We start from the raw sequence: 12,648 nt of genomic DNA on the forward strand, positions 1-12,648 counted from the left end.
ACGACGCCCATGCCCGAGCGGCAACCGACCCTTCCATGATCACCGTCGTCGGCATGTCCGGCCGAGGATGAGGGGGCATCACGCCGCCGGGTGGACGTCGGCGTCTGCGACCTGGTGGGGCTCACGCGGTCTGCCGGGTGAGGGACCGGCCGGCCATCACGGCGATCAGCGGAATGAGCGCGACTGCTGCCAGCAGGGACAGCACGGAGAAGCTGGTGGCGGCCAGCAGCGGGCCGGCCGCGAACGCGGCGGTCGCACCGCAGAGGTTGGCCAGCGCGTCGACCCCGCCCTGGGACGAGGCGCGGGTCTCGGCGGAGACGACCACGCTGAACAGCGCGGATCCGGCGACGTTCATGAAGCACCAGCCGATGCCCAGCAGGATCAGCGACACGATGATCCATCCGGTGTTGTCGGGCTTGGCGGCGCCGATCAGCAGCGAGGCGAGGAAGATGCCGATCCCGGCGATGATCGCCGCCCGGTGGCCGTAGCGGTCGGCGAGGACACCCACGAGCGGGGACGGGCCGTACATGCCGGCGACGTGCAGGCTGATCGTGATGCCGATGATGGCGATCGAGCCGCCCTCGTGGGCGATGTGGACCGGCGTCATGGTCATGATCGCGACCATCACCACCTGCGCGGTGAGGATCGCGATCACCGCCACCCGGGCCCGCTGATTGACACGCAACTCGGCAAACACCTTGCGGATGCGGCCCGGCTGTTTGCCGCCGGAAACTGCCGCTGCGGCGGGCGTGCTACGCCCGAGGAACAACAGCGGGTCGGGACGCAGCCAGACGAACACGATCAGACCGGCGATGGCCAGGCAGACCGCGGCGATGAGGAACGCGCTGGCGTACACCGTGAGCCCGGTGGCGGCGCCGATGACCTCGCCGGGCGCGCCGAGGTTCGGGCCGAGCACGGAGCCGAGCGTGCCCACCCAGACGACCAGAGCCAGCGAGCGGGCCTTGTGGTGCGGCTGCGCGAGGTCGGTGGCCGCGAAGCGGGACTGCAGGCTCACCGCCAAGCCGACGCCGATCAGCAGCAGACCGACGAACAGCGGAACGATCATGCTCCACTGCGCCGCGGCGACCAGCAGCACGCCGCCGGCGGCGGCCGTCCACCAGCCGGTGGCCAGCGCGACCCGGCGTCCGCGGCGTGCGGCGAGGTTGCCCAGTGGCAGGCCCACCAGCGCCGCGCCGAGCGTGCTCCCGGTGCGGGCCAGACCCGCCCAGGCTTCGCTTTCGGTGACCGCTCCGGCCAGCAGCACGCCGATCGAGGGCGCGACGCCCACGCCCACGGTGCCGACGATCTGTGCGATGACCAGCACGGTCATGGTGCGCCGCTGGACGGCGTCGACGGCCGGCCGGGTCGGCCTGAGGGTGACGGGGGCGGTGCTGGCGGGGTGTTGAAGCTCGGGCACAGCGGTCCTTGTCTGCGCGGGTTCGCGGCCAAGGCGGGATAGGGGCCTGGCAGAGGAACCAGGTAAGGGTCGGGGGTCAGGGCGGTGTCGAGGCCGGTGGGAAAGCCAGCGCGCCTGGCGAGAGGGGCGGCGTCCGGCTGCGCATGCGGTGGCGCCGGCATGGCGGTCGGCGCCACCGCGGCTGTCTGGCGGCAGGGTCAGGCGGTCTCGTCCTCGTCACGGACCAGCAGTTCCTTGCTCGTGGCGCCCGCGACCGTCTCCAGGAACTGCTGCTTGTACTGCCGGTAGACGCCGGCTGCGGCGGCACGGGCGTCCGCGCTGACGTCGAGGGTGATCTGAAGGTAGGCCACAGGTTCCTCGTCTCGGGACCAAGATCGGTGGTCATCGCACGGAGCGTGACGATGCACCGAAGTTATGCCCGCGGCCGAGGGGCCGGTAGACCGCCGACGCGAATGCGGCTATAGCCGTTAGTTATCGCTGAGTACGGTGACGATCTGGTTGAGGTCGGCCACGTAGCGGGAGGTGGGGTCCCACACGGCCTCGTAGAACAGCTCGACAGGCAGGCCGTCGTCGAGTAGCGGACGGGCGGTCAGGCCGGTGGCCGACAGCTTGGACTCGGGCAGGATCGCCGCGCCCAGGCCGAGGCCGACCCACTGTTCGAGGACCTGGTAACTGGCCGCCTCGCCCGGGTAGGCGCGCAGCGGCAGATCGTGGTCGCGAAACAGTTGGTGGGTGAACCTGGTCAGGCCGCACGCGTCCGGAACCAGGATGAACTGCGCGTCGGCGGTGTCGCTCAAGTCCAGCGCCGAGGGATCCTGCGCATGGGTGTCGATCACGACAACCCGCTCGGAATGGATGATGCGGTGCTCGAAGCGCGGCAGCGGGTTCACCGACGGGACCAGGATGATGTCGAGATCCCCCTCGCCGAGCGCCTCGTGCAGGTCGGCCATGTTCGCCTCCCGCAGCACCAGTTCACCCGGGACCGGTAGCTGGCGCACGGCACTGAAGGCGCGGGCCACCAGGTCAGGACTGATCAGCGGCGACACGCCCAGGTGAATGCGCGGCGCCTCCGTGTTGGTCAGCCGCCGCGCCTCGGCGGTGATCGCGTCCAGCGCGGACAGGGCGGTGTCGATCAGCGGGAGCAGGCTCGCCGCCTCGGCGGTCAACCTCACGCCCCGGGTGGACCGCTCGAACATCTGCACCCCGAGGCGTTCCTCCAGTTTCGCGACCGCGTTCGACAACGCCGGCTGGGTGATGCCGTGGGCGCGTGCGGCTGCGGTGAACGATCGCGCGTGCGCCACCGACCGCGCGTAGCGCAACGCCTCCGGGTTCAGCCGGTCAGCCATAACCGGAGGATATCACCGGACTCACATCGTCCCGCTACCGTGCCAACGGATCGCCATTACCGTCTGTGAGGAGACCACCTTGGGGCGGCCGAGCGGATCTTTCCGTGCCGCTTGGGCCACTTCTGCTGCAACTCCGGGGCCTGGCGGCTCCGTACCGGCAGATGCGGTGTCGGGACGTCGGGCAACCCGCCGCCGTCAGTTCGCGCCGGGCGTCGTCGTCGGGTACGAGCCGGAGCCTTCCGCAGCTCCGGGTCGTACCCGACGGGGAAGTGTTCGTACAGGTGCAGGTAGGTGTCGCGGCGGCCTTGGCGCACCCTCCGCCAGTCAACGGCGTCGATGATGCTGGCGAGCAGATCGAGGGTGACCTCGAAGTCAGCGACGAGGTCGTCGGTTGGTGGCGGGGAAGCCCGACTGCCAGGGCTCGTTCCTGGAATCGCCGTGCAGCGATTCGGTCCAGGGCGAACCGCCGACCATCACCGGCTCCGGTTCGTCGGCCTTACCCGGCTTCGTCGGATCCTCAGCCTGATTCGTCAACCCGAGCCCGTCGGCGCCGAGCGGACGGAGTCCATCCGCGCCGAGCGGGCGGTCTCCTTCCGATGCCGGCGGAACGGTCTTGTCTGGGACAACGGCCGCCGGCTCGTCGGCGTCCGGCTGCGGCCAGCGCCGCCACCGCTGGACACTGGCGACCCCGACCAGGAGCAGCGAGCCCAGCAGCAGCGTCGTCCCGGTCCGTACGGGGGTGAGCAGGTCGATCTGGTAACCCGCCACGCCCAGCTTGTGACCCAGTAGGTCCAACAGCCGTTCCGGGCTGAACAACAGGCCTACGTAGCTGGCCGAGTACCCGAGTCCGGTCAGCACCGAGCCGAGCGGGGAGATCCGCACGGTGGCGATGAGTCCGAGAAGAAGGCCGGCAGCCGCCAGCACCAGCAACGGCTTCAGCAGAGCGTCAGGGTCGAGGGCACCACCGCTTTCCTGTGCATCCCCGAACACGCGCAGGGACCGGCCTTGTCCGGCGGCGAGCAGGACCCAGGCCAGCGGACCCGCGACGAGCGCCGCGATCACGGTCTTGATGTGTCGCATTCGGGCAAGGTACCGATCTTCCCTCGTTGATCAGCCACGCGATAAGCAAAACTTAACCCGCCGTCACGTTGCGTCGTCCGACGTAGCTGACGGTGTCGAAGGCGGGCTGTCGGCCTGCGTAGGGGTCGATGAGGCCCGCGCCGAAGATCACGACGGGTCCGGGAATCGGCTGTTCCGAACAGTTGGCCCGGGAATTGGGTCAGCCGACTGGATTGCAGAGCCGCTCCCCCGTTGTCCTCCCGGTCCGCCTCCAGCGAGGCCGACCGAGCCCGCGACCCCCTGATGAGTCGCTTCTAGGCTGGGCCTATGCAGAAGGTGGCGTTGGTGACGGGGTCGGTGTCGGGGATCGGGGCGGCGACGGCACGGCGGTTGGCGGCGGACGGGATGACGGTAGCGGTCCATTCGCGGTCCAGCCGCTCAGCCGGGGTCGCGTTGGCCGAGGAGCTTGGCGGGTCGTATCACCAAGCTGATCTCGCTGACGACGTGGCCGCCGCCGGGTTGGTGCCGCGCGTGGTGGAGCAGCATGGGCGTCTCGACGTGCTGGTGAACAATGCCGGCATCAGCTGGCCGGTGCCACATGCGGAGCTGTCGGGGTTGACCGCTGAGGATTGGCGCCGGCTGCTCGACGTGAACCTGATCGCTCCCTGGTTGTTGTGTACGGCGGCCTTGCCGGCGCTGCGGGAGTCGGGCGGATGCGTCGTGAACGTGACCAGCCACGCCGGGGTCCGGCCGAAGGGAAGCTCGATCGCGTACGCCGCCAGCAAGGCCGCGCTCAACCACGTGACGAAGTTGCTCGCCGCGGCGCTCGGACCCGATGTTCGCGTCAACGCGGTGGCTCCCGGGCTCGTCGACACGCCGCTCACCGCCGACTGGACCGAGGCGCAGGAGTTGTGGAGAACCTCGAGCCCGATGCGCCGGGCCGCTCAGCCTTCTGACGTCGCGGACCTGATCTCCATGCTTGTTCACCACTCGTACGTCACCGGTGAGGTGGTTCTCCTGGACGGCGGTCTGAACCTCCGCTGACTGGAACCGCGTGGTGACGTCGTGCAGCACGTTCTTGACGGTCCGCTCCGAGTAGCTGAGCCGGGTGGCCACCTCCCGGGCGTCCGGGCCGGCCGCAGAACGGCTACCGGGCGGATGGTCCACGCTGCGTGCTCGGTCCGTCCACTCTGCACTGTGGCCGCTGGTAGGTTCCGCTGGATCATGGACACCTGACCCCGAACCGCCAGACTGGTGCGGCACCGACGTGCTGATCGAGGGAAAATCAGCCGCCGTGGTGGGCAGCGGGGCGGTGAACGCGCCCCCGCACGTGCCCACCGGCGGGCCGTTCCAGGTCGTGCCGTGCCGGTCTCGTGAAGGAGGTTGCGATGGGATGGACCGACCATCTCTCGATCCCGCTGCCGGAGGGGCGGACAGTCGCTGACCTCGTCGATGTCACGCTGTCGCTGATGCTCAGGAACGCCTCCGAGGAGGAGATCGAAGGCGTTCTCGGGGCCGAGTTCGGGCTTTCGGCCGACGACGCGGAGTTCGCCTGCGAGCGCACGGCTGGTGGGCTGGTGCGGGCCGCCACGCGTAATCCGCAGAATTGCCCACCTGCCGACAAGGATCCGGTGGCCTGGGAGAGCTTCCAGCGCGGAGTGCAGGATCCATCGCTGATTGCCCGCATCTATCCGGGGTTCGCGTCATAGCGACGGACGAAGACGCCCGCAGGCCACGACCGCCGCGGGCACAATGCAGCCGCCGTCCGCGCCTTACGCATGGGCCGTTGGCGATATGAGCAATTTTGGATTCGTCGGCACGACGCTGGCACGATGATCGCCGTGTCGGAAGCGCAGAACAGCTACGTGGGGCCGCCGGACGCCGACCAGCCCTGAGACATCACGAACCGTAGCGGCCCGGCCGATATCGATCCGAACCGCTCGATCAACTACGTCACATCCCGCCCCCACCCGTCAAGATGTCGATCGATTTGATTCCCGCCACCGCGGGCGGGTGCCGGATCGGTGTACCGGCGTAGCCCGGTTCTGGCGCCGATCAATATCGAGAAGGGCCGGCGCCAGAACCACCGTTGTCAGTAGATGATCAGGTACGGCTGCCGGTCGCTGTCCCGGCTGTCGATGGCGACCAGTCGCCCGGCGGTCGTGTCGTCGGAGAGTCGGAGCGTCAGGGCCGCGTCGGCCAGGTTGGCGTTGACCGCGCCGGTGACGTCGACCGAGTGCCAGCCGGGGCGGTCCACCCGGACGGTCCCGAGCACGCTTGCGCCCGCGCTGGACGGGCGGCTGTGCCAGCTCACGCCGTTCTCCGACCATGAGTCGTCGGCCAACGCCCGCACCGTCACCGGTACGGCGCCACTGCCCGGCGACACCGAGCTGACATGGAAGTACAGCCGGGCGGAGACAGTGGCAGTGCCCGGATGGCCGCCCAGTCCGGCCTTCAGGTAGGCCATCCGGTCGCCGTCCGGACTCTGCATGTCGGGCAGGTCGGCGACCTCCAGTTCGCTGGCGGAGCCGTAGGTGGTGTCCGCATACGCACCAGCGCGTACGAAGGTGTCGGCGACCACCGGCGTCGTGGTCTGCCACCTGGTCTCCACGTTGCGGGCCCGGTCGTGAGCGGAGGCCCAGTAGTAGCCGGGGGCGGTGATCCGCAGTGGTTGGAAGCCCACCTCGCCGCCCCGGTAGCCGATCGTCTCCGAGACGCCGGACGCCTGGCCGTCCGAGTTCGCGTTCATCGTCAGGTACCGGCCCGCCATCTTGGTGAACCGGCCATGTATGGCCGCGGCCACCGGCTCGCCGGTGGCCAGGTCGGTCACCCGGATCCGTACGGTCGCCGGACCCCCGGCGGCGGTCACCGTCAGTTCGTCGATGATCAGCGGACGGAGCTCGGTGCCGCCGGTGGTGGCGGAGGCCGCCGGCGAGGCCGGCCCGACGTTGCCGTGTGCGTCCACGGCGGCGACCCGGTAGTGGTGGGTGGTGTCCGGCAGCAGGCCGGAGTCGGTGAAGGTCAGGCCGCGCGACTGCCCGGCGAGGTTCTCCGGGCCGGGGGTGAAGCCCGCATCGGTGGACCGGTAGATGTTGTAGTGCTCCACCTCGGTGTCGTCGAAGGCCCGGCCGTAGGCGAGATCGATGCTCTGGTGGTCGAACGCCTCCGCCGTCGGCGGCGAGCTGACCGCGCCGGGCGGGCCGGAGTCGGCGGGCATCGGTGGGTAGACGGCGTTGGGTCCCCACACCGACGGGAGCCAACGGATGGAGTCGTAGTGGTGCATCGCGATGCCGCCGAATGCCGGACTGCCGGCGAAGGCGTCGTACACCTTCCGCAGCTCGCGTTCGGCGACGGCGCGCCCCTCCTCGCGGAAGGTGATGGTCTCCGGGTCGCCGCTCCAGGCGATGTCCAGCGTCTCCACCCCGATCACCACCGAGTTCGGCTTGCCGATCGCCTCGGCGTACGCGATCTCGGACTGCGCCTGGGCGATGATGCCGACCGAGCCATCAGCGGTGTCCCGGTAGTCCATGATCGAGATGTAGTCGCTCATGTCCTGGATGTGTTCGCTGAGCGGCTTGGTGGCGCCCTTCCAGGTGATGTCGGTGCAGCACGTGTTGACGTCCAGCCAACGGGGAATCGCCGGGCCGATCGCCATTGCCGAGCCCGCGGCGTCCCGGCGCTGGATCATCTTCTCCAGGATCTCGAGCCACTGCAGTTGCAGGGCCGGCTTTCCGGCCGCGAACCCGGGATAGATGTAGGGCTCGATGTCGACGTTGACGCCGTCGAACCGCTCCCCCGGCCGTGAGGCGAGGTTGTAGTTGAGGATCTTCTCCAGCTCCCGGACCGCGCGGGGGTGGTAACGCTCCAGACCGCCGAGGAACGGTGGTTGGGTCCCGCCGGCGATCGTGGCGTACACCGTGAAGCCCTGCGCATGGGCCCAGCTCACGAAGTCCCGCACCTCGGGGCGCTTGTCGTAGAGCATGTCCAGGTCGCCGTACCGGTCCACGCCGAGATAGAGCGTGGTGATCGGCCGCGAGCCGAAGGTGTCGGCGTCGCGCGCGGTGGACGCGAGCAGCCGACGGGATCCGGGGTTCAGGATCAGGCCGTACGACGCCCGCTCCCAGATCCACATCGCCCGGTCCTGCGGGCCGACGCGTACCGGCTCGGCAGCGCCCGCGCCGACCGTGACGTAGACGGTCGGGCTGTGTCCGGTGTTGCCGTTCGCGTCGACCGCCCTGGCCTCGATGCTGGCCGTCACGTCGCCGAGTTCGCGGGGATCCCAGAGGTAGGTATAGGTGCCCTGCTTCCCGAGCGCCGGCAGCCAGGCTCCGCCGTTGACGCGTACCGACACCTCGCGCAGGGTGTTGCGGGCGGCCACCGAGACGCGGACCGGTGTCGGCTGCCGTACCGTGCCGCCGTCAGCGGGGCTGGTCACGGTCACGACCGGGACGTTGGCGGCCGGATTGTCGACTTTCAGCGTGACGAACGATGACCAGACGCCGTAGCGGGTGTCGGTCCGCTTGGCGCGCACCGCGATCTCGATCTCACCGTCGACGCCGGTCGTGTCCAGGTCGTAGTACCAGATGCCGGTGTCGTCGCCGTCCGGGTCCACGGTGTGCACGCGGGGAGTGCTGCGGCCGTCGAGTATGACGGTCAGGTCGTACGCGTCGGTGTAGCTGCCCGACAGGCGGACGGTCCCGACCGGCACCGGGGCGCCGCTGGCGTGCGAGTCGATGGTGACCGCGGGCGCGGCGGCGGAGGCGGGCTGCCAGGGCGGCAGCAACAGAGCGGCCAGCACGGCGGCGGACAGCGTCAGTCGCGAGGGCCAGGACCTGCTTCGGATCAGGGACACGGGGGTGCTCCTTCCGGGTGAGGCATCAGGTGGGGCCGGAATCCTGGCCGTCCACGGCCAGGAGGGACACTGTTGCGGGGCGGGGTTCTCATGTGATCCGTGACGACGCTTGCGGCTGTCGGCGCATGATCCGGCAAGGTCGGCCAGGATCTGCTGTCATCGATTGACGATCGGGTCAAAGCGGCGACGAACGAGGTCGTCACGCCGCCCGGTGCGCGGCGAGCACCGCCCGGAACGCGCCGAGCGCGTCGGCCAGCGGCGGCGCCTCGGGGAACCAGGCCCGTTCCCACTCCAGGGACAGCCAGGCCCGGTAGTCGAGGCGGTCCAACTCGCTGAGGATCTGGCCCAGCGGGACCGCGCCGTGCCCCGGCAACACCGGAGCCAGGTCGTCGGTCGCCCGGACGTCCTTGAGCTGTACGTGTCGAAGCCACGGCGCCAGCGCGTCGGCCGCCTCGCTGGGGCTCTCCCCCACCCGCCACGGGTTCACCGCGTCCCACAGGGCGGCCACCACGGGCGAGTCAACCTCCGCGAGCACCGCCGCGACGGCGCGCGCCGAGCAGAACACGTCGTGGGTCTCCAGCAGGACCGTCACCGGCCCGCCCTCGATCCTCCGGGCCACCTCGCCGAACCGCCGCACCGCCACCGGATGCGGGTCGGCCTGGCCGTCCCGGCCGCCGAAGACCCGCACGTAGCGGGCGCCCACCTGCTCGGCGATCTCGACGTGGTGCAGCAGGTCGGTGACCGGGTCACCATCCGGCGCCGCGATCCGCACGTACGAGGCGATGCAGATCGGCTCGACCCCCGCGTCCGCGAACCGCTTCCCGGTCTCCCGCAGCGTCCCGGCCGGGGTGTCGGGCGCGACCGGCTCACCCTCGGCGCAGCGAAGCTCCACGCCGTGGCAGCCGGTACGCCGGGCCAACTCCAGCACCGACTCGACCGGCTCGGCGTGGCAGCCGAGGGTGCTGAAGGCGAGCCGGCCCGCCGCCCAGGCCGGCACGGTGTCGACGTCGCTCACACCGTCACCTCCACGGTCGGGCCCGGGATCCGTACGGCGTCGACGCACGCGGCCGACTCGTACAGCGCGAGGGCGGTGGCCACGACCGACTGCCCGTACGCCCCGCCGACCGTCGGCGCCCGGCCGTCGCGGCAGCTGGCGACGAAGTCCGCCAACTGCTCCCGGAACGCCACCAGGATGTCGTCCTGCTCGGGCGTGACCACCTGCACCGCGTCGTCCCCCTGGTACGTCCACAGCCCGTCGCGGCGGGACAGTCGCAGCGCGCCGTGCTCGCACACCACCTCGGTCTCGTCCTGGAACGGCAGGCCGGTCCCGGTGACCGAGAGCACGACCCGTACCCCGTTCGCCAGCTCCAGCAGGCCGACCGACTCGGTTTCGACCTCGACGCCCGGCTGGTGCCAGACGTACCCGTGCACCCTGGTGGCGGGTGCGTCACCGAGCCACTGGGCCTTGTCGATGCTGTGCGTGCCGACGTTCATCACGATCCCGCCGCCGGCGATGACCGGGTCGAAGAACCAGTCCGGCCGGGAACCCCGCTCGTACCGCGCGGTGCGCCGCTCATTGATCACCACGGGCCGGCCGAGGCTTCCCGAGCGCAGTATCCGCCAGGCCTCGCGTACCGTCGGCAGGAAGTGCAGCACGTGCCCCACGGCGAGTCGTACGCCGCGGGTCGCGCAGGCGTCGATCATCCGCTGGCCGTCCGCGACAGTCGTGGCCATCGGCTTCTCCACCAGGACGTGCAGCCCGGCCGTGGCGGCGTCCACGGTGATCGGTGCGTGCAGCGAGTGCGGCGCGGTGACCAGCACCCCGTCCAGCTCACCGGCGGCGAACATCGCGGCGTGGTCGGCGTATGCGCGGGCCCCGAACCGGGCCGCGAGCTGCTCGGCGGCCGGCAGCCGCACGTCGCAGACCGCTGCGACCTCGACCTCGGGCAGGCCGGCGGCCGCGTCGAGGTGCAGTGCGGCGATGCTGCCCGCACCGACCATCCCCAGGCGGAATGGTCGGTTCCCCCATGTTTCGGTCACTGCACGTTCCTCTCAGTCAGGACGGGTGTCATCGGTGGAACGAGGGCGGCCGGTGCGACCGCCGAGGCCCGGACGGCCGGCGGCGTCGGGCGGCACGCGACGCTGTGGTCAGCCCTTGAGGCCGCTGGCCATCGCGCCGCGGACGAAGTAGCGCTGGGCGAGCAGGAACAACAGCAGCATGGGCACGAGCGACATCAGCGCGGCGGCGGTGACGAGCTGGTCGTTGCCCATGAACTGGCCCTGCAGGCTCATCACGCCGATGGGCAGGGTGTAGTTCTCCGGTGAGGTGAGGTAGATGGTGGGCTCGAGCACCGCACCCCAGGACGCCATGAAGGTGAAGACGCCGAGCGTCGCGAGTGCCGGCTTGGCGAGCGGCATGTGCACCCGCCAGAACACCTGCCACGGGTTGGCCCCGTCGATGGCCGCCGCCTCCTCGAAGTCGCGCGGGATCGCGAGGAACGTCTGGCGCATCAGGAAGATGCCGAACGGCGTAGCCAGCCAGTACGGCACCACCAGCGGCAGCATGGTGTCGAGCCAACCGAGGTGCTTGTACAGGATGAAGTTGGGGATGATGGTCACGACGGTGGGCAGCATCAGGGTGCCGAGCGCCGCGGCGAGCAGCACGTCCTTGCCCGGCAGTTTCATCCGCGCCAACGCGTGACCCACCATGGCGCTGGTGATCACGTTGCCGATCACGGCGAGGCTCGCGATGAGGAAGCTGTTCCAGGCGTACAGGCCGAACGGCGCGCGTTCCCACACCTGCGTGTAGTTCGACCACTCGGGCGGGTCCGGGATCCAGGTCGGCGGCACCGCGACGTACTGCGCGAAGCTCTTCAGCGAGTTGGCCACGGAGGCGACGAACGGGACGACCATGACCGCCGCGCCGAGGCCGACGAACAGGTACGCGGCTGGGTTACCGCGTCGGTTCCGCCGTCGCCGGACCCCGCTGAGCTGACCGGTCTCAGGCATAGTGCACCCACTTCTTCTGCAGGCGGAGCTGGACCAGCGTCAGGATGAAGATCAGCGCGAACAGCACCCACGCGACCGCGGACGCGTAGCCCATGTTGAAGAACTCGAAGCCCTGCTGGTACATGAACAGCACGGTCATCTCGCTCGCCCCGTTCGGCTGGCCCGCGGGCTGTCCACGCATCGGTCCGGTCATCACGTAGACCTGCTCGAATGCCTGCAAGGTGGTGATCGTCGAGAGGACCAGCACGAGGAAGGTCGTTCCGGATATCCCCGGCAGGGTGACCCGACGGAACCGCTGCCAGGCCGACGCGCCGTCGATCTTGGCGGCCTCGTACAGCTCCTCCGGGATGTTCTGCAGGCCGGCGAGGAAGAGCACCATCATGTAGCCGACGCCCTTCCACACCGCGACCAGGGCGAGGGTGGGGATGACGAGCGCCGGACTCTGCAGCCAGGTCGCCGGGGGCAGGCCGAGCCAACCCAGTACGGTGTTGGCCATCCCGAACTGCGGGTTGAAGACCGCGTCGGCGACGTACGCCACGACGACCCACGACGAGATGACCGGCACGAAGTACGCGCTGCGGAGCAGCGAGATCCAGCGCAGGCGCTGGTTCAGCGCGACCGCGAGCAGCAGCGCGAGGATCGTCTGGGTGGGCACGAACAGCACCGCGAAGTAGGCGGTGTTGAGCAGTGACCGCCAGAACGCCTCGTCGCCGAGGAGGCGGCGGAAGTTGTCCAGCCCGACCCACGTCGGTGGGGAGAGCGTGTCGTAGTCGGTGAGGCTGAAGTAGAGCAGGGCGAGTACGGGCCACGCGGTCAGCACCACCAGGTGTGCCAGGTACGGGAAGGCGAACACGGTTGCCCACGCCCGCTGACCGAAACCCGGCCGCTCGCCCCCGGTTCTCCTACCGTCACCGAGGGAGGGGCGGCGCCCCTGTTCCACCCGGTCCTCGATGGTCGTCACAGCG

At 70.0% G+C, this 12,648-nt stretch carries 11 protein-coding genes; 2 read left to right on the forward strand and 9 right to left on the reverse strand.

Annotated elements, in window-relative coordinates:
* Positions 1-121: 121 nt before the first annotated feature.
* The 4 genes from ACFY23_RS27615 to ACFY23_RS27630 all read right to left on the reverse strand — a co-directional run bounded on the left by ACFY23_RS27615 (position 122) and on the right by ACFY23_RS27630 (position 3,843).
* Positions 122-1,417, reverse strand: a complete 1,296-nt coding sequence (locus ACFY23_RS27615) for an MFS transporter (RefSeq protein WP_350680153.1) — start codon at positions 1,415-1,417, stop codon at positions 122-124.
* 197 nt (positions 1,418-1,614) lie between these two features.
* Positions 1,615-1,767: a hypothetical protein gene (locus tag ACFY23_RS27620; RefSeq protein WP_350680151.1), complete on the reverse strand. Its 153-nt coding sequence runs from the start codon at positions 1,765-1,767 to the stop codon at positions 1,615-1,617.
* Between the two features lie 117 nt (positions 1,768-1,884).
* On the reverse strand, positions 1,885-2,763 hold the full coding sequence (locus tag ACFY23_RS27625) for a LysR family transcriptional regulator (protein ID WP_350819328.1): 879 nt from the start codon (positions 2,761-2,763) through the stop codon (positions 1,885-1,887).
* Positions 2,764-3,135: 372 nt separating this feature from the next.
* Positions 3,136-3,843: a hypothetical protein gene (locus ACFY23_RS27630; protein WP_350680145.1), complete on the reverse strand. Its 708-nt coding sequence runs from the start codon at positions 3,841-3,843 to the stop codon at positions 3,136-3,138.
* A gap of 306 nt (positions 3,844-4,149) precedes the next feature.
* On the opposite strand from ACFY23_RS27630, the gene ACFY23_RS27635 reads away from it, so the two are divergent.
* The gene (locus ACFY23_RS27635; protein WP_350680143.1) at positions 4,150-4,866 is read left to right on the forward strand and encodes an SDR family oxidoreductase; all 717 of its coding nucleotides are present in this window, start codon (positions 4,150-4,152) and stop codon (positions 4,864-4,866) included.
* Positions 4,867-5,210: 344 nt separating this feature from the next.
* Entirely contained in the window at positions 5,211-5,531 is a 321-nt protein-coding gene (locus ACFY23_RS27640; protein ID WP_350680141.1) for a hypothetical protein, read from the forward strand.
* Positions 5,532-5,914: 383 nt separating this feature from the next.
* Here the strand turns inward: ACFY23_RS27640 and ACFY23_RS27645 are convergent, their stop codons facing one another.
* From ACFY23_RS27645 to ACFY23_RS27665, 5 genes are all read right to left on the reverse strand, one after another.
* On the reverse strand, positions 5,915-8,674 hold the full coding sequence (locus tag ACFY23_RS27645; RefSeq protein ID WP_350819327.1) for a DNRLRE domain-containing protein: 2,760 nt from the start codon (positions 8,672-8,674) through the stop codon (positions 5,915-5,917).
* 199 nt (positions 8,675-8,873) lie between these two features.
* Positions 8,874-9,689, reverse strand: coding sequence for a sugar phosphate isomerase/epimerase family protein (locus tag ACFY23_RS27650; RefSeq protein ID WP_350682207.1), 816 nt, complete (start codon positions 9,687-9,689; stop codon positions 8,874-8,876).
* A complete protein-coding gene (locus tag ACFY23_RS27655) occupies positions 9,686-10,714 on the reverse strand; it encodes a Gfo/Idh/MocA family oxidoreductase (RefSeq protein ID WP_350682209.1) in 1,029 nt (342 codons plus the stop codon). Before ACFY23_RS27655 ends, ACFY23_RS27650 begins: the two co-directional genes overlap by 4 nt.
* 108 nt (positions 10,715-10,822) lie before the next feature.
* A complete protein-coding gene (locus ACFY23_RS27660) occupies positions 10,823-11,683 on the reverse strand; it encodes a carbohydrate ABC transporter permease (RefSeq protein ID WP_350682211.1) in 861 nt (286 codons plus the stop codon).
* Complete coding sequence (locus tag ACFY23_RS27665; protein WP_350682213.1) at positions 11,676-12,644, reverse strand: sugar ABC transporter permease; 969 nt, start codon at positions 12,642-12,644, stop codon at positions 11,676-11,678. The genes ACFY23_RS27660 and ACFY23_RS27665 overlap by 8 nt, the downstream gene beginning before the upstream one ends.
* Positions 12,645-12,648: the final 4 nt, after the last annotated feature.

Source organism: Micromonospora sp. NPDC000121 (assembly GCF_042899165.1).
Taxonomy (GTDB): domain Bacteria; phylum Actinomycetota; class Actinomycetes; order Mycobacteriales; family Micromonosporaceae; genus Micromonospora.